The sequence below is a fragment of the Geomicrobium sp. JCM 19038 genome (assembly GCF_000698125.1).
Classification (GTDB): Bacteria; Bacillota; Bacilli; order Bacillales; family Marinococcaceae; genus Geomicrobium_A.
Map to the genome: position 1 here is coordinate 23,611 of NZ_BAXA01000025.1, position 16,283 is coordinate 39,893.

At 41.0% G+C, this 16,283-nt stretch carries 17 protein-coding genes and 5 pseudogenes; 18 read left to right on the forward strand and 4 right to left on the reverse strand.

Going from position 1 to position 16,283, the window contains the following annotated elements:
- Positions 1 to 10 precede the first annotated feature (10 nt).
- Positions 11 to 838 (forward strand): arylamine N-acetyltransferase, encoded by an 828-nt coding sequence (locus tag JCM19038_RS19625; protein ID WP_042421107.1) that lies wholly within the window; start codon positions 11 to 13, stop codon positions 836 to 838.
- Here the strand turns inward: JCM19038_RS19625 and JCM19038_RS19630 are convergent.
- A complete protein-coding gene (locus JCM19038_RS19630) occupies positions 822 to 1,091 on the reverse strand; it encodes an acylphosphatase (protein ID WP_042421109.1) in 270 nt (89 codons plus the stop codon). The genes JCM19038_RS19625 and JCM19038_RS19630 overlap by 17 nt on opposite strands.
- A 121-nt stretch (positions 1,092 to 1,212) precedes the next feature.
- Between JCM19038_RS19630 and JCM19038_RS19635 the strand changes: the two are divergent.
- Positions 1,213 to 2,604 (forward strand): annotated as a pseudogene (locus tag JCM19038_RS19635) (SpoVR family protein).
- Between the two features lie 371 nt (positions 2,605 to 2,975).
- Here JCM19038_RS19635 and JCM19038_RS19640 read toward each other — a convergent pair.
- Complete coding sequence (locus JCM19038_RS19640; RefSeq protein WP_042421112.1) at positions 2,976 to 3,494, reverse strand: hypothetical protein; 519 nt, start codon at positions 3,492 to 3,494, stop codon at positions 2,976 to 2,978.
- A gap of 243 nt (positions 3,495 to 3,737) precedes the next feature.
- Here JCM19038_RS19640 and JCM19038_RS19645 point away from each other — a divergent pair.
- From JCM19038_RS19645 to JCM19038_RS19670, 6 genes and pseudogenes are all read left to right on the forward strand, one after another.
- Positions 3,738 to 4,885 (forward strand): annotated as a pseudogene (locus JCM19038_RS19645) (acyl-CoA dehydrogenase family protein).
- A gap of 13 nt (positions 4,886 to 4,898) precedes the next feature.
- A pseudogene (locus JCM19038_RS19650) lies at positions 4,899 to 6,235 on the forward strand (acetyl/propionyl/methylcrotonyl-CoA carboxylase subunit alpha).
- Between the two features lie 12 nt (positions 6,236 to 6,247).
- On the forward strand, positions 6,248 to 6,460 hold the full coding sequence (locus JCM19038_RS19655; RefSeq protein WP_042421114.1) for an acetyl-CoA carboxylase biotin carboxyl carrier protein subunit: 213 nt from the start codon (positions 6,248 to 6,250) through the stop codon (positions 6,458 to 6,460).
- A 14-nt stretch (positions 6,461 to 6,474) separates the two neighbouring features.
- A pseudogene (locus tag JCM19038_RS19660) lies at positions 6,475 to 7,253 on the forward strand (enoyl-CoA hydratase-related protein).
- A gap of 10 nt (positions 7,254 to 7,263) precedes the next feature.
- A complete protein-coding gene (locus tag JCM19038_RS19665) occupies positions 7,264 to 8,793 on the forward strand; it encodes an acyl-CoA carboxylase subunit beta (protein WP_042421117.1) in 1,530 nt (509 codons plus the stop codon).
- Between the two features lie 123 nt (positions 8,794 to 8,916).
- Complete coding sequence (locus JCM19038_RS19670) at positions 8,917 to 9,120, forward strand: alpha/beta-type small acid-soluble spore protein (protein WP_042361208.1); 204 nt, start codon at positions 8,917 to 8,919, stop codon at positions 9,118 to 9,120.
- Between the two features lie 68 nt (positions 9,121 to 9,188).
- On the opposite strand, the gene JCM19038_RS19675 is transcribed toward JCM19038_RS19670, so the two are convergent.
- A complete protein-coding gene (locus JCM19038_RS19675) occupies positions 9,189 to 9,410 on the reverse strand; it encodes a DUF5342 family protein (RefSeq protein ID WP_042421119.1) in 222 nt (73 codons plus the stop codon).
- Positions 9,411 to 9,500: 90 nt separating this feature from the next.
- Here JCM19038_RS19675 and JCM19038_RS24665 point away from each other — a divergent pair, with 90 nt between their 5' ends.
- The 4 genes and pseudogenes from JCM19038_RS24665 to JCM19038_RS19695 all read left to right on the forward strand — a co-directional run bounded on the left by JCM19038_RS24665 (position 9,501) and on the right by JCM19038_RS19695 (position 12,111).
- Entirely contained in the window at positions 9,501 to 10,208 is a 708-nt protein-coding gene (locus JCM19038_RS24665; RefSeq protein ID WP_042421121.1) for a DUF445 family protein, read from the forward strand.
- 8 nt (positions 10,209 to 10,216) lie between these two features.
- Positions 10,217 to 10,642 carry a DUF445 domain-containing protein gene (locus tag JCM19038_RS24670; RefSeq protein ID WP_042421124.1) on the forward strand — a complete coding sequence of 142 codons (426 nt, stop codon included), beginning with the start codon at positions 10,217 to 10,219 and terminating at the stop codon, positions 10,640 to 10,642.
- A gap of 87 nt (positions 10,643 to 10,729) precedes the next feature.
- Positions 10,730 to 11,080 (forward strand): YlbF family regulator, encoded by a 351-nt coding sequence (locus JCM19038_RS19690; RefSeq protein ID WP_042421127.1) that lies wholly within the window; start codon positions 10,730 to 10,732, stop codon positions 11,078 to 11,080.
- A 246-nt stretch (positions 11,081 to 11,326) separates the two neighbouring features.
- Positions 11,327 to 12,111 (forward strand): annotated as a pseudogene (locus JCM19038_RS19695) (HAD hydrolase family protein).
- Between the two features lie 54 nt (positions 12,112 to 12,165).
- Here JCM19038_RS19695 and JCM19038_RS19700 read toward each other — a convergent pair.
- Positions 12,166 to 12,345, reverse strand: a complete 180-nt coding sequence (locus tag JCM19038_RS19700) for a YhzD family protein (protein WP_042421129.1) — start codon at positions 12,343 to 12,345, stop codon at positions 12,166 to 12,168.
- Between the two features lie 123 nt (positions 12,346 to 12,468).
- Between JCM19038_RS19700 and JCM19038_RS25240 the strand changes: the two genes are divergently transcribed.
- The 6 genes from JCM19038_RS25240 to JCM19038_RS19725 all read left to right on the forward strand — a co-directional run.
- Positions 12,469 to 12,951, forward strand: coding sequence for an ABC transporter ATP-binding protein (locus JCM19038_RS25240; protein WP_307190075.1), 483 nt, complete (start codon positions 12,469 to 12,471; stop codon positions 12,949 to 12,951).
- Positions 12,952 to 13,073: 122 nt separating this feature from the next.
- Entirely contained in the window at positions 13,074 to 13,367 is a 294-nt protein-coding gene (locus tag JCM19038_RS25245) for a DUF4162 domain-containing protein (RefSeq protein ID WP_307190076.1), read from the forward strand.
- Positions 13,360 to 14,643, forward strand: coding sequence for an ABC transporter permease (locus JCM19038_RS19710; RefSeq protein ID WP_042421131.1), 1,284 nt, complete (start codon positions 13,360 to 13,362; stop codon positions 14,641 to 14,643). The genes JCM19038_RS25245 and JCM19038_RS19710 overlap by 8 nt, the downstream gene beginning before the upstream one ends.
- A gap of 58 nt (positions 14,644 to 14,701) precedes the next feature.
- Positions 14,702 to 14,971: a hypothetical protein gene (locus JCM19038_RS19715; protein ID WP_042421133.1), complete on the forward strand. Its 270-nt coding sequence runs from the start codon at positions 14,702 to 14,704 to the stop codon at positions 14,969 to 14,971.
- Positions 14,972 to 15,000: 29 nt separating this feature from the next.
- On the forward strand, positions 15,001 to 15,777 hold the full coding sequence (gene yidC / locus JCM19038_RS19720; RefSeq protein WP_042421136.1) for a membrane protein insertase YidC: 777 nt from the start codon (positions 15,001 to 15,003) through the stop codon (positions 15,775 to 15,777).
- A 125-nt stretch (positions 15,778 to 15,902) separates the two neighbouring features.
- Positions 15,903 to 16,283, forward strand: a 381-nt coding sequence (locus tag JCM19038_RS19725; RefSeq protein ID WP_042421139.1) for a hypothetical protein, incomplete at its 3' end; no start/stop codon positions are given.

Sequence of the window (16,283 nt, forward strand, 5' to 3'; positions counted from 1 at the left end):
GGTGAATAAAATGTGGGTTTTGGAGTATTTAAGGTTGTTGAACGTTGAGCAAAAGCAGCCGTCACTTCCGTTTCTAAAAAAATTAATGAAGCGCCATCGACTCGTTTTTCCATTTGAAAACGTCAGTAAGCTCTTAATTGATCAGTATAAAAAAAAACAAATCATTACAGTTGAAGAGTTTTTAGATCGGCGTAAAAACTATGATATGGGTGGGACGTGCTATACGTTGAACATTCAATTTGCCAGGCTCTTGAGGGAGCTCGGGTATGTGGTGTCGTATATTCGTCCTGGTAACGAGCATTTAGCGCTGTTAGTAGGGTTAGCTGATTCACAGAAGGTGTGGTACGTAGATGTGGGTACAACGGCGCCGATTCTGGCTCCGTTACCGCTTGGGATTGAGCGACAAACACCGATTTTCGCTGGGGAGAAAGTACACCTGCGAAAAGGTGAAGAGCCACATACGTTCACGTATGTTCGAACGATTGGAGGCAGGCAAGTTAGTAAAAAGTGGGCATTCCGTAGTGATCAGCGTTATACGTTAGAGGATTTAATGCAACCGATCCAACAATCGTTTTTGGAAAATGGTCCTTATATGAGCTGCATTCGCATCGACAAATGGTGTGAGTACAAGCAACGTATGCTATCTTTGAAAAATACTGTATTGACGATGCGAGGCGGTGGAAGTAAAACAGAGAGATCAATAAAATCATTAGAAGAGATGAAAGCCGTCCTACAAGACACCTTTCACCTCCCAAAACTTCCGGTGCTTGAAGCTGTTGAACAATTAGAAGCGCGTGGACATCTTCTAATTAAGAAGTCTGCTAATATACAATCTTAAACGTTGAATCATCGTTTTCATTTTCTTTTTTCGTCGTAATGAAATCTTCTACGTTTGATAAATCATTTCCTTTTCTAATCTCTTCTAGAAAGGAATCCATACTTGAATGATCGCCTTGTACGTTCATTTCTACAGCACCATCCGAACGGTTTCGAACCCAACCGCTAAGATGGTGTTTTTTTGCGGTTTGTAATGTGAATTGTCTAAAACCTACGCCTTGCACAGCGCCATGAACAACAATATGGTAACGCATGGGAAAACCCCTCCTCTATACAGACTTATACCTACATATTGAAATGTTAAAACATGTTGATTCATTTACACCAAGTTAAAACATATAAATAGAAGTAGCAGAAGTTTAAGGGGGAAGATGGATGATCGTACAAGAACACCGTGAACTTCAATTCAAAATTGCAGAGATCACAGAGATTGCTGAAGGGTTCGGATAGATTTTTATCCGATGAGATATGAAATTTGCCCGGCCGATATAATTTATACGTTTGGTGCTTATGGGATGCCTACTCGATTTAGTCATTGGAGTTTCGGTAAGCAGTTCCATAAAATGAAAGTTCAATATGATTTAGGATTAAGCAAGATTTATGAACTAGTGATTAATTCAAATCCTTGTTATGCATTTTTGTTAAATAATAATTCGTTGATTCAAAATGAGTTAATCGTTGCTCACGTTCTTGCACATTGCGATTTCTTTAAGAACAATTGTCGATTTGTAAACACGAGAAAAGATATGGTCGAGAGCATGAGCGCGACCGCTGAGCGAATTTTTCATTATGAGCAAATTCATGGCAAAGAAGAAGTTGAGACATTTCTTGATGCGGTTCTTGCCATTTCAAGAACATGTCGATCCTTATCGTTTACCAAAAGGTGAAGAGAGAGAGAAAGTCTTAAAACCGATGCAAAAGAAATCCGAACCGTACGAAGATTTGTGGGAAACTGAAACGAAAGAGCCTGTGAAAAAAGTGAAGAAGAAGTTTCCAGAGAAACCTGAAAAAGATTTACTTTTGTTTATAGAAGAACATAGTACAGAGCTTGAAGATTGGCAGCGAGATATTTTAACGATGATGCGAGAAGAGATGCTTTACTTTTGGCCACAAATGGAAACGAAAATTATGAACGAAGGCTGGGCTTCGTTTTGGCATGCGAGAATTATGAGAGAAGTGGACTTATCATTTGCAGAGACGATTGAATTCGCGAAGTTAAACGCAAGTGTTGTTGTACCATCTAAAACGACAATTAACCCGTATTATTTAGGTTTAAAGATTTTTGAAGATATTGAGGAAAGGTACGATAATCCGAACGACGAACTGAAACAATTGGGAATTAAGCAAGGAAGTGGCCGTGCAAAAATCTTTGAAGTGAGAGAATTAGAGTCGGATGCATCGTTTCTTAGAAATTATTTGACGAAAGATTTAGTGGAGCGAGAAGACCTTTACCTATTCGGAAAAAAAGGCAATCAATACGAAATTACCGATAAATCGTGGGAACACGTTCGTGATGAGTTAGTTGCTTCAAGGGTCAATGGTGGTTTTCCTTATTTAACAGTGACAGATGGGAATTATTTACGCGCGGGGGAACTTTACGTTACGCATCAGTTTGAGGGGATTGAGCTTGATGTGAAAGAACTCGAGAAAACGATTCCGTACATGTATCACTTATGGGGAAGGCCGGTTCATTTAGAAACGGTTTGTGCTGGGAAAATAACTGTATTTACGTACGATGGCCGTAGAATTCATCGAAAAACGAAATGATGCAATAAGTAATCATTAAACAAGTCGACAGACGCGTTCTGAATGATACTACAATTGTTGAGAGGCGTAGTGAAATTCTAAGGTCTTTTCTGTCGGCTTTTTTATTGATGACAATCTAAGGCAAACCATTTGCTAGATAAACAAAGCGCTTGTCAGGGATTTACTCCTTTTATTACAAAAAATGTCAATGTTTCGTAAAAAAGGACGACCTACAACGTAGGTCGCCAAGATCAAAATACACGCATCAAGAAGGTAATGCAAAGTAAGCAGGGTTGAATCGAATCATTGATTCGATCAATGAAGACCCTGTCGGCGTAAATATAGCATATTACATGAATTTATTCCATAACACTTAATAAAATTGTAATAATTTAATTCGAAGTTACTGTTTGCTTACAATCATCTGAAGCGTCACCGTACGTGTTTTCGAACTGGTGAATTCGTGCTACAAATTTCGTTGGAGCCGTTGAAATTCCTTTGTTGTAAAGCTGTAGTTCGTGTTCATACGCTTGCACTTCATAGGAAATATACGTAACTAATTGTTCAAGCTCAATGCGTTCTTCTTGAATGTTAAAAAAAGTTGGTGCCTCGTGTTCTTGGATTTCTTTTACTAGAGCATTGATATGATTAAACCAATGGAGCCGCTCATGACGAGTTAACGATGGGTCATTAATCGACGCTAATGAGAGAAGCAAGTCATGCTGTCGTTTACTGTCTTGAACTTTGTGTACGACTTTATGTACGATGCGCTCATAGCGATGAAGAAGTCTAGAGAGCTGTGACCAACGTTTTTCAATCCGTTTTACAAACTTTAACAATACCGAATAACCAACGAGCCATCCTAGCAATGTTATTCCAATCAAACTACCTAAAATAATGGGGAATACCAATGAGTTCAGTCCTCCCTTAACGTACAATTATTAAGCTCTACTATACCATATGAGAATCAATCATAGGGAATGCGAATGTAGGGAAAGAAACCCACATCATTACTAATTAGGCTCGTTTGTCATAAGTGAACTAATACTAGACGGTTAATTAACAGTATAGTATGGTTACTGTAAGCGCTTACTGATCTGAACCGATTGAGCGCTTGCTCAGTCGGCAAATTCTAAATAAAGCGAGGGATTGTATTGAATTTTGCATTATCGAAAGAACAACGGATGATCCGAGACACAGTTCGAGATTTTGTAAAAGCAGAAGTGGCACCAAAAGCGATTGAAGTCGATCAAACTTCACGGTTTCCAAAGGAAAACTTTGATCGCATGGCTGAGCTTGGCATTTCTGGTTTGCCAATTCCTGAAAAGTACGGTGGAGCAGGTGCAGATACACTGTCGTACGCACTTGCGGTAGAAGAAATCGGTAAAGGTTGTGGTGGAACAGGGCTTAGCTATGCAGCATCTGTTTCGCTCGGTGCAAGCCCATTACTGAATTTCGGCAATGAAAAACAAAAAGAAGAATTTCTAGTTCCGATTTGCAAAGGCGAATCATTAGGTTCGTTTGGATTGACAGAACCTAATGCAGGTTCTGATGCAGGTGGGACAAAAACGACAGCAAAAAAACAAGGCGATCATTATGTGATTAACGGTGAAAAATGCTGGATTACGAATGCGGAGTATGCAAAAGCTGTCATTATAACCGCTGTGTCCGGGAAGAAAACAAACGGTAAAAATATCATCTCTGCATTTATTGTTCCGACTAATCAGAAAGGATTTACAATTTCGAGCCTTATGAAAAGATGGGAGTACGAGGTTCGAATACGACTGAATTAGTGTTAGAAGACGTGATGATTCCTGAAGAGAATCTTTTAGGTGACTCTGAAAAAGGCTTCCATCAGTTTTTGGAAACGTTAGATGGTGGAAGAATTTCAATCGGTGCACTTGCCGTTGGAATTGCACAAGCTGCTTATGAACGTGCACTGAACTATTCAAAAGAGCGTAAGCAATTTGGTGAACAGATCGGCAAGTTTCAATCCATTCAATTTAAGTTAGCTGACATGGCTATGCAAATTGAATTAGCAAGAACGATGGTTCACAAAGCTGCTTGGCTAAAAGATGAGAAGAAGCCATTTAAAAAAGAAGCTGCATTTGCGAAATTGTACGCATCAGAAATGGCAACGAAAGTATGTAATGACGCGATCCAAATTCACGGAGGTTCGGGGTATATGCGTGAATTCGAGGTAGAGCGTATGTTGAGAGATACGAAGCTTATGGAAATTGGTGAAGGTACTTCTGAGATCCAACGAATGGTAATTAGTCGTGAAATTGGATGTCCAATGTAGAGGAGTGATAACCATGTTTAAGAAAGTTCTAATCGCAAACCGAGGCGAGATTGCGTGTAGAATTATTCGTACGTGTAAAGAAATGGGTATTATATCCGTTGCGGTTTATTCGGATGCAGACGCAACGAGCTTACATGTCAAAATTGCGGATGAAGCTTATCACATTGGTGGTTCAGCAGCAAAGGATAGCTATTTGAACGATCAAAAAATCATTGAAGTAGCCAAGGAATCAGGGCAGAGGCAATCCATCCTGGCTATGGTTTCTTGTCGGAAAATGCCGAATTTTCTAGATTGTGCAAAGAGAATGATCTTGTCTTTGTCGGTCCTAAGCCTGAAACGATCGAAGCGATGGGTGACAAAATTTCTGCACGAGAGAAGATGGAAGCAGCCGGAGTTCCTGTTCTTCCAGGTAATCATAACGTTGCTTCTGCAGATGAAGCGGTTGAAATTGCTGCAACGATTGGATACCCCCTCATGGTTAAGGCAGCAGCAGGTGGTGGGGGAATAGGCATGGAACTCGTCACAAACGATGATCAATTGCGAAAAGCATATAGCAGCAATCAGCGTCGTGCGAAGAACTATTTTGGTTCAGGAAACCTTTACTTGGAGAAGGCTTTACTTAATCCAAGACACATTGAAATTCAAGTAATTGCTGATTCATTAGGTGACGCCATTCACCTTGGAGAACGAGATTGCTCTATCCAAAGACGCCATCAAAAAGTAATTGAAGAAGCACCCGCTCCATCATTATGCGACGATGTTCGTGAAGCGATGAGGCAAGCAGCTTTAAAAGCTGTAAAGTCATTACAGTATGTTAATGCGGGTACGTTAGAGTTTCTCTATGAAGAAGGACAATTTTACTTTTTAGAAATGAACACGAGGCTACAAGTAGAACACCCGGTTACTGAGGCCATTACAGGTATAGACCTCGTAAAAGAGCAAATAAACGTTGCGAGCGGGAAAGAATTATCAGTACGTCAAGAGGAGGTCACGTTCACAGGACATAGCATTGAATGCCGAGTGTATGCAGAAGATCCCGTGACGTTTTTTCCATCACCTGGGACGCTATCGAACGTTTTGTTTCCTAGAGACGTGCGTGTCGATCACTCGATTGAATCTGGAACAGAAGTAACCCCTTTTTATGACCCGATGATCGCTAAAGTCATCGTTCACGATCTTGATCGACAAAAAGCGATTGAGAAAATGAAGCAAACGCTCTTAAACACGAGCATAGAAGGGATCAAAACGAACATTCCATTTTTACGTCGTGTGCTCGACCAACCTGACTTTATAAATGAAAACATGAATACAAACTTTGTTCAAAAGCATAAAGAGACGATACTACAATAAGGAGATGGTCACATGGCAACAATCACATCAACGATGGCAGGTAATCTGTGGAAAGTGTTAAAGAACGTAGGTGACACGGTAGAAGCAGGTGAAGAAGTTGCAATTTTGGAATCCATGAAGATGGAAATTCCAATTGAAGCTGAATCAGCAGGGGTCGTTAAACAAGTTCAAAAGAACGAAGGCGAATTTGTAAATGAAGGCGACGTATTATTTGAAATCGAGTAAAGGGGCTGTTGCAGGTGACAAACATTACAGTAGAAATTGACGAATTTGGCATTTGTTACGTCCAACTTAACCGCAAAAAACAAGCAAACAGTTTGTCAAAGGCACTTTTAGATGAATTAAAGAGTGAAATCGAATCAATTAAATTTAATGAAGAAGTAAAAGTCGTTGTGTTTACTGCAGTAGGCAATAAGATCTTTCTGCAGGAGCGGATCTAAAAGAACGTTCATCGATGACTGAGAAAGAAGTTGTGGCAGCAGTCCACAACATCCAATCTGTCGTTCACCTTGTGTCAACGATTCCGCAACCTACCATTGCAGCTGTGAATGGTAGTGCACTTGGTGGTGGATTAGAACTGGCTCTTGCTACTGACATTCGCGTCGGAGCGATAGAAGGGACGTACGGACTGCCTGAAACATCCCTAGCCATTATTCCTGGAGCAGGTGGAACACAGCGACTTGCGAAATTAATCGGACCCGGAAAAGCGAAGCAATTAATTTTTTCTGCTGCACGTATTAGCGGTCAAGAAGCGTTTGATATAGGCATCTTCGAAGAATGTGTGCCTCTTCAAGACGTCGTTCAAACGGCAAAAGAGCTTGCATTTACCATTGCTAACAACGGTCCTCTTGCCACAAAGATGGCAAAGCAAGCAATTGATTTAGGGCTCTTAAATGATTTAGAAACAGGGCTTGCAATTGAACGAGCGAGTTATGAGAAGACGATTCCAACTGCTGATCGCAAAGAAGGATTACTTGCCTTTAAGGAAAAACGAACGCCATCCTATATAGGAAAGTAGTGAACGAGACATGGTTAACACTAAAAAAGATCACCTCGCTATTCAACAGACGATTGAAGAAGGTGGAGCTGCGAAATATCATGAAAGCAACAGCGCTAAAGGAAAGAAATTTGTAAGAGATCGTCTGGCTGATTTGCTCGATGATGGTTCAATTACATTTGAAGATGGGAAATTTGCAAACAACATGGCCGAAGGATTACCTGCTGATGGGGTTGTGACTGGAATGGGCACAATTCACGGTGAGAGTGTCTGTTTTATGGCCAATGATTCTACAGTCAAAGCAGGGTCTTGGGGTGCTCGAACTGTTGAGAAGATCATTCGTATTCAAGAAACAGCAGAGCGGTTAAATACACCAATGTTGTATCTTGTAGACTCGGCAGGAGCTAGAATTACCGACCAAATCGACATGTTTCCTGGAAGACGTGGTGCAGGTCGAATTTTTCATAATCAGATTCGACTTTCAGGACAAATTCCACAAATCTGTTTGTTGTTCGGACCGTCTGCTGCTGGAGGTGCGTACATACCGGCGTTTTGCGATTTCGTCATTATGGTCGACCAAAACGCTTCGATGTATTTGGGGTCTCCACGGATGGCGGAAATGGTTATTGGTGAGAAGGTTAGTCTAGAAGAAATGGGCGGAGCGAAAATGCATTGCTCCGTGTCGGGGTGTGGTGATTACTTGGCTCAAGACGAAGATGAAGCCATTATCGCAGCTCGTCAGTATATGCGCTATATGCCAAAAAACTGTCACGAAAAGCCAGCAACGATTGACTACACGTTGCCTTCAGAACAAGATGTACAATCTTTACTCCCGAATAACCAAAACGCGCCGTTTGATATGCGCGTCATGATCAAGCGCATTGCAGATGAAGATAGCTTGTTTGAAGTGAAGGAACGTTTTGCACCGGAATTACTTACAGCTTTTATCACGATCGAAGGTCGAGTCATCGGAGTCGTAGCAAACCAACCGAAAATTAAAGGTGGTGTGTTGTTTCACGATTCAGCTGACAAAGCAGCGAGGTTTATGACGATTTGCGATGCGTACAACATTCCGCTCTTATTCCTTGCGGACGTACCTGGATTTATGATCGGTACGCACGTGGAACGAGCAGGAATCATTCGTCACGGAGCGAAGATGCTAAGTGCGATGAGTAGTGCAACCGTCCCGAGAATTTCAGTGATCGTTCGAAAAGCATACGGCGCAGGTCTTTATGCAATGTCAGGTCCTGCATTTGAGCCAGATTGTACGTTAGCATTCCCTGAGGCACAAATTGCAGTTATGGGTCCAGAAGCTGCTGTGAACGCAGTATATGCGAACAAAATCGCAGAGCTTCCAGAGGAAGAGCGCCAAGCTTTTGTTCAAGAGAAGCGAAAAGAATACCAAGAAGATATCGATGTTTATCGCCTAGCCTCAGAGATGATCATTGATGAAATTATCAAGCCAAATGAGCTTCGAAATGAGCTTATTCACCGCTTTAAGCAATACGAAAATAAAACGGTTAATCAGCCTAATAAAAAGCGGAGTGTTACTCCAGTCTAAAACCCTTGTGATTCAAGGGTTTTTTTACGTTTAAGTAATTGGATGAACTTAACAATTAAAAAACACGGATAGAGATTTCAAATCGAGCCACAATATAGGTACACAGAGAGGGAGGTGAAACACATGGCAGATAACAGAAGCTCAAACCAACTTGTAGTACCTGGTGTACAACAAGCTCTAGACCAAATGAAATACGAAATCGCTTCTGAGTTCGGTGTCCAACTAGGACCAGACTCAACAGCACGCTCTAACGGTTCAGTTGGAGGGGAAATCACAAAACGCTTAGTTCAAATGGCTGAGCAACAAATGGGTGGTTACCAAAAGTAACGCACTAATGAACATCTAATTAAATAAAGATGGCTAGAAAAGGCAGCGTACGCTGCCTTTTCATTTTGTTATTGTGGCGGTTGATGTTCTTCGAATTCGTGATAGAGCATTAAGTCGTGAATGTGCGCTTCAATCTTTTCAAGGTCTACATCGGGCGTACGTTTCCATTTAATTTGCCCATCTCCATGATACATACCCTCATAAAAAACTCCTTTATAAAAAAAGGAAAATTTCCATTCTTTAGAGATCCAATTGTTTTTTACAGTCTCGTATTGAAAATGTTGGAACATCGTATCCTCCTCATGTCACGTTTCTACATGTTTTATGGTATCATGACTAGCGAATAGAAATGAAGATGTTTTAGATAGGAGACAGTGCTAATGAATGGCGTCATAATTATTTTGTTCTCCATGACTCTCGCTGGGATCATCGGGCTCGTTACGAATATTATTGCGATTTCTATGTTGTTTCGTCCATACAAAACATTGTACATAGGAAAGAAAAAGGTCCCGTTAACACCAGGTCTCATTCCAAAACGCCAAAAAGAAATTGCTGAACATTTAGGAAAAGTCGTCATGAACCATCTATTAACTGCGGACGGGTTAGAGCATAAATTTACAAACCCTGCCTTCCAACAAGAAGTGTCAAACTGGGCAAAAGATAGCATACACAAATGGTTGCAAACCGAAGAGCGTTCAATTGCAACACTCGTGCAAGAGTATGATTCTTCTATAGAGCTAGAAGAGTGGGTCTATACAAAGTTAGAAACGATTGTTCATGAACGGGTGAACGACTGGTTAGAACAGAATCGTCATCTAACGCTCGCTGAATTGTTGCCAGAGGAAGTAACAAAAGGAGCGCATGAGAAAGTTCCAGTCGTTACAGAATGGGCGTTTGAGCGACTAGAAAGTTACTTGAATTCTGATGAAGGAAGAGCGCAGTTTTTACGAGTTGTACGTCAGTTTCTTGAGCGACAAGGCTCGTTTGTACAAATGCTCGGTTCTTTTGTAAAGCCAGACCGTATTATTGAAAGGCTTTACCCAGAAGTCGTTCGTGCAATGACTCTAGTGATATACGCCAGTGGGTGACTACGAAGATGCAGTCAGAGTTAACGGAACAGACAAACAAGCCCCTTCATGACTGGTTAGATCATGAAGATGCTAAAGGCATTCAGAATACGTTGATTACGTATACGTTAGAACGTTTGCCATTTGATAAGCTAATCCATCGCCCTGTTAATGAATGGAATACCTTTATTAATCCACAATGGATTGAACGAATTGTTACGGCAAGTGTGTCGAAATCGAGCTCCGTACTTCAACGAAAACTACCTTCAATGCTTGAGTTCTTAAATTTAGAAGAGGTCGTCGCAGAACAAGTGAACGCTTTTTCAGTGGAACGATTAGAAGCAATTGTTCTTGATATATCACGAAGAGAGTTTCGGATGATCAAGTATTTAGGTGGTGTTCTTGGAGCGGTTATTGGGCTCGTCCAAGGAATTGTGCTCGTTATGCTCATTTAATGTGAGTTTTTCTTTGTCAATTGAGTTGAACAATGTTATCCTCGTGTGAGTGTGCCAGTTACGTGGCAAATGATAGGAGGATGCAAAATGTCTAATTTACAAGATACAGCGCAACAACTTGCGAATGCAATTGCTGAAAGTGATGAATTTAAGGAACTTGAGCGTCTACACAAAGAAGTTGAAAGTGATGAGGTTGCAAGCCGCATGCTTACGAACTTCCGTGAAATTCAATTAACACTTCAAGAAAAGCAAATGCAAGGTGAACAACCTTCAGAAGAAGAAATTATGCAAGCTCAAAAACAATTTGAATTGGTTCAACAACATGAAACGATTTCAAAATTAATGGAGCAAGAGCAAAAAATGAGCCAAGTGATCGGTGAAGTAAACCAACTGATTACACAACCACTTGAGCGTCTTTACGGAGCTCCAGAGCAGTAATATGCAAACCGGGAAACGAAGCAATCACGCTCGTGTCCCGGTTTTTTTGTTGGCGAGCTATAGTGGAAGTAAAGGTTAGATGTATAAAGGTCGTTTTAAGTTCCTACTAAGACATGTTCTATTCTGTTTGTTTCGTACATATTTTTTAGCAATAGGACGGTGTATAAGAAGGAGTGGACAAAAGTTATGAACTATCGGATGTTAGCACTTTCTGTTGATGGAAGCATATTAAAAGAAAATGGGCGCATGTCTAGAACGACGAAGGAAGCCATTGAATTCGTCCAAGACAAAGGTGTATATGTGACATTATGTTCCAATCGTTCACACCAGCAGCTAGAGAAAATTGCTAAGCATTTGAAGATTAATCATGAGTTGATCTCCTATGGTGGCGGGTTAATTGCTGGAAAAGCAGATAAACCTCTTCATGCAGCGAGGTTCCCTGTAGAAATGGCGAGAGATGTTGCGATGGAATTGGAACATTTTTCGTGCCAAATCGTTGTTGAACATGAAAAGTTTGAACTTACAAACCGTCAGCAACAACCACAAAATTTCTTAGGTAAAATGACAGTAAGCCTTAGCGAATCACTATTTTCACAATCAGTCGTTGATCATTTAAGTGAACACATTGATTTACATCGAATCGAACCAATTCGCTTCCGCGTTCATTTTGAGACGGAAGAATTAAAGGCGATTGCAGTGAAACATTTACATGAACGGATTCCTGATGTGAGAATTTTAGATTTGCGACTTGATCAGACGATTTACATTAGTACGAAACAAGCAACAAAAGCAGAATCTCTTCTATTCTTAGGTCACGAATTAGGATAAGACCAGAAGAGATCGTTGCAACAGGGTGTAAAGTCGGGGACGAACAATTATTAAATTCTGTTGGCATAGGAGTCGCAATGGGCGGCTCACCACCATCGGTTGTATCCGCTAGTAATTGGTTAACTCGCTCTGTAGATCAAAACGGACTCGCTTATATGATTAAAGAAGTATTTAGAAAACAGATGAAAGTCAGTCTCCTTTAAACCACAAGAAAGGCTTAACGAATGCAATTATTCGTTAAGCCTTTCGTTCGTCTGTTAGCGATAGAAAAGTAACAACTTTCCCGCTCGTACTAGACGATGAGTTGTCGTGGAATAAGACTTTTCTTCAAGGAGTTTCTTCCCGTGGTCAATCGCTTCTTGATCATTTGGGAATGTGAATGACTCATTTAGAAGTAGCTCGCCTTTTTTGTCAAAAACGGTTAATGCGTAGCTCATGTTGCATCTACCTCCAGTTAATTTGTTAGAATTATACCATAAATCAAAACGTTTTGTAGAGCTTGTTCTTAAGTAATGAAGTTGCTATAGTACAAGGCGACGAAGAAAGAGGGTGACATGGATATGTCATTGATGATAAAAGGTGTTACAAAAAAGTACGGTTCTAAGGTCGCTGTAGAAAATCTTTCATTTGAAGTGAACCGCGGTGAAATGTTTGGTTTGCTCGGTAGGAATGGTGCTGGGAAGACAACGACATTCCGTTTAATGCTCGGACTGTTAAAAGCAAATCAAGGGACCATTACGTGGGGCAATGTAACGCCAGTCAAACTAACGAGTCGAACGATTGGTTATTTACCTGAAGAGCGAGGGCTCTATCCAAAGTTAAATGTGATGCAACAACTGATTTATCTTGGTCGTCTTAAAGGCATGACAAAGCGAGAAGTCAAAGATGAAGTCACGAAGTGGTTACGTCAATTTGAAGCATTGCAATATGAAAATAAACGAATGGAACAATTATCAAAAGGAAATCAGCAGAAGATCCAATTTATTGCGAGTGTTATGCATAAACCAGAACTACTTATTTTGGATGAACCTTTTAGTGGTTAGATCCGATTAACATTAATGTGTTAAAAAAGGCAGTCTTTGATTTAAGAGATCAGGGGACGACGATTGTTTTTTCAAGTCATAGAATGGATCACGTAGAATCTCTTTGTGAGAATTTGAGCATTTTGAATAATGGACAACAAGTGGCATATGGTTCTCTTCAACAAATAAAAGCGGCTTATCGGAGTCGGACGATTCGCATTAAGGCCGATTTTTCTTTAGGTTATTTACTGACGCTTAACGGTGTGATCGATGTACAAGAAGAAGCTCATGAAACTCGAGTTGTCGTTCAAACCGAGGCAATAGTGAATGCCGTCTTTGAAGCGTTACATAACAAAGGAAACGTTCAACTATTTGCGGTTGAGGAACCAACGCTTCATGATATCTTTATTGATAAGGCAGGTTCCGCACATGCGTAATATCGGTCTCGTACTTTGGCACACATTCTATACGAAAGTCGTTTCTAAAACGTTTTTCTTCACGTCATTTTTTATGATTTTGTTTATGTCGATCATTTTGAATATCGAAGCGATCCTCGACTTTTTTGACGATGATCCTGAAACGAGCGTCTATTCGGTTGCTGTTGTTGATGAGACAGAAGAGGTCTTCGGAGAATTAGAGCATGTCTTTGATCAACGTGACGAGACCATTCATTTTGAGCAATACGATTCGTCTAGAGTAAGCGATGAAGAAGTGTATGATCGTTATGATGCTATGCTTTTTATTGAAGGGACAGTGGATCACCCAGTTGCTCATTACGAAGCCCCGTCAATCAACCAATCGTATTTGCCGAGAGTTCTTGAATCGGAAATCCAGTCAATTGCAGAAGAGAAACGGATTGAGCAGTCGGGGATTTCTGAAGATGTGATCGATAACATTGCTCAGCCCATCACTTTCTCATTAGAAGCAAGTGATGATAACGCCCGTTCCGAAGCGGAACTCGACCAGGCACGCTTTTTCGTTTATATTCTATTGTTCGTCATTTATTTTACAGTGTTATTCCTTGGCAACATGATTGCTTCAGAAGTGGCGACAGAGAAGAGTTCACGAGTCATGGAGCTGTTAATTACGAGCACGTCACCCGCACAGCAAATGTTTGGCAAGATTCTTGGGGTTGGGCTTGTCGGTCTTACCCAATACAGCATTATCTTTCTCGTGGCGCTTGTTACTTTTGGGATAGGGATGGATGGTTCGCTTCCGCAAGTTAGTGGTAATGTCGGACAAGCTGAACAAGAAATGATTCAAGAAGCGAGCTTCTCGTTAGAGCTATTTATGTTAGCGTTTGTTTATTTTGTACTCGGTTACTTTTTATACGCGACACTTGCTGCAATGCTCGGCTCGTTAGTGACGCGAATTGAAGATGTAGGTCTTGCAGTAGGACCAATGAATATGCTCGTTATTCTAGCGTTACTCATTTCAATGTTTAGTTTAGGCAACCCATCGGCAACAATTACTACGGTAACGTCGTATATTCCATTTTTTACGCCAATGATTATGTTTTTGCGGGTTGGAATGGGAGAAGCGTCCTCATTTGAAATGATTCTTTCGTTTGTTCTTCTTTTCATATCGATTGCAATTTTAATGGTCATTGCAACGAGGGTCTATCGCGGAGGCGTGCTTTTGTATTCCCAAGGACGTTTAATCGAGATGATTAAACGTGCATTAATTGTAACAAATCGAGAAAAGGACAATTAGGTTTTCATAGAAGACTTTGGTATAATTGCATAGCAACTGACAAGAGAGGGGTGAGACTATGATTGAAATGATATCAGATACTGAGTGGTTTACGTTTATGTTGTTGCTTTCACAAATTGCGCTACTCGGTTTGCAGATTCGATTATTTATCGAGTTTGCATACGTATGGGATGAACGGCATGTTCACCAACGGTGTTATCAAAGTAAAGATATAGAAGCTCATAGTCTCAACCCTAGACGGACATTTAGCATCATTAAGCGCAAAGTACCGTCGCTTGCGGATCATTCATCCGATGATGATGAAGTTTCTTTCCTTCATACTCGTTAACGTGTTGTAAAAACGAAGGAGGAAATGAAATGAAACGACGATTACAAATGATAACGTTACTCGTTATAGCTCTAATAGTATTAGCCGCTTGTGGAATGGACCAAGCACCAATTACTTCTGAAAGTGAAGGCATATGGGATCACTTTTTCGTATTTCCGCTTTCGTGGTTAATCATCCAAGCTGCAGAGCTGTTTAACGGCAGTTATGGACTTGCAATTATGCTTATGACGGTCGTTATAAGGTTGGCGATTTTGCCGTTGTTTTTGAAGCAACAAAAAAGCAGTAAGGCTATGCAAAAACTAAGACCTGAATTGGATAAGCTTCGTGAAAAGTACGATCCAAAAAAGCAAGAAGATCAAGCGAAAATGCAGCAAGAAATGATTCAGCTCTATCAAAAAAGTGGCATTAACCCGTTAATGGGGTGTCTTCCGATCCTCATTCAAATGCCGATTTTAATGGCGTTTTACTTCGCTATCATTCGAACGGAAGAAATTGCTACACACAGTTTTCTATGGATGGATTTAGGAGCACCAGATCCGTATTACATTATGCCTGCACTAGCCGGGGTACTCATGTATTTGCAAATGCAACTGAGCACGAGACAATTGCCGCAAGAGATGGCTGCTCAAATGAAGATTATGCAATATATTATGCCGGTCATGATCGTGTTTATCGGGATCGCTTTACCGTCTGCACTATCTCTTTACTGGGCAACAGGAAGTTTGTTTATGATCATCCAAACGTATGTCATTCAAATGCGTGATAAGCGTAATGAGGCAAGTAGTGATGTCGCTACTGAACAATAGATGAGAAGTCCTTGTCTTCAACACCAGAGCAGAATGTGGTGCTTGAAGGCGAGGATTTTTGTTTTTTACTCACCAATCTTTCATTTGTGAATAGCGTAGTGGGTAGAAGGAGGTAGGCGATTATAATGGATTCTATGAAACAAAAATACGATCATTGTGTGCAACACGTTGGGCAGAACGTGCACGTTCAGATGTTTGATGAGAAGACCTTCCAAGGGTTTTTAGAGAGTGTCGATGATGAACACGTCTATTTATTAGTCCCTGAAAATGTAGCGGATGGAGAGGGAGTAGCCGCTGCGTATATTCAACATGGAGGCCAAGGCCATCACCACGGAGGCCACCACCATCATGGAGGTCAAGGCCATCACCACGGAGGCCACCACCATCATGGAGGTCAAGGCCATCACCACGGAGGCCACCACCATCATGGAGGCCAAGGCCATCACCACGGAGGCCACCACCATCATGGAGGTCAAGGCCATCACCACGGAGGCCACCACCATCAT

Bases quoted from the DNA above. Each gene is read 5' to 3' on its own strand.
- JCM19038_RS24665 (WP_042421121.1), top strand. From the start codon at position 9,501: ATGAATGGCGTCATAATTATTTTGTTCTCCATGACTCTCGCTGGGATC.
- JCM19038_RS19665 (WP_042421117.1), top strand. From the start codon at position 7,264: ATGGTTAACACTAAAAAAGATCACCTCGCTATTCAACAGACGATTGAA.
- JCM19038_RS19630 (WP_042421109.1), bottom strand. From the start codon at position 1,091: ATGCGTTACCATATTGTTGTTCATGGCGCTGTGCAAGGCGTAGGTTTT.
- yidC (WP_042421136.1), top strand. From the start codon at position 15,001: ATGAAACGACGATTACAAATGATAACGTTACTCGTTATAGCTCTAATA.
- JCM19038_RS24670 (WP_042421124.1), top strand. From the start codon at position 10,217: ATGCAGTCAGAGTTAACGGAACAGACAAACAAGCCCCTTCATGACTGG.
- JCM19038_RS19710 (WP_042421131.1), top strand. From the start codon at position 13,360: ATGCGTAATATCGGTCTCGTACTTTGGCACACATTCTATACGAAAGTC.
- JCM19038_RS19715 (WP_042421133.1), top strand. From the start codon at position 14,702: ATGATTGAAATGATATCAGATACTGAGTGGTTTACGTTTATGTTGTTG.
- JCM19038_RS19690 (WP_042421127.1), top strand. From the start codon at position 10,730: ATGTCTAATTTACAAGATACAGCGCAACAACTTGCGAATGCAATTGCT.
- JCM19038_RS19670 (WP_042361208.1), top strand. From the start codon at position 8,917: ATGGCAGATAACAGAAGCTCAAACCAACTTGTAGTACCTGGTGTACAA.
- JCM19038_RS19655 (WP_042421114.1), top strand. From the start codon at position 6,248: ATGGCAACAATCACATCAACGATGGCAGGTAATCTGTGGAAAGTGTTA.
- JCM19038_RS25240 (WP_307190075.1), top strand. From the start codon at position 12,469: ATGTCATTGATGATAAAAGGTGTTACAAAAAAGTACGGTTCTAAGGTC.
- JCM19038_RS19625 (WP_042421107.1), top strand. From the start codon at position 11: ATGTGGGTTTTGGAGTATTTAAGGTTGTTGAACGTTGAGCAAAAGCAG.
- JCM19038_RS19675 (WP_042421119.1), bottom strand. From the start codon at position 9,410: ATGTTCCAACATTTTCAATACGAGACTGTAAAAAACAATTGGATCTCT.
- JCM19038_RS19700 (WP_042421129.1), bottom strand. From the start codon at position 12,345: ATGAGCTACGCATTAACCGTTTTTGACAAAAAAGGCGAGCTACTTCTA.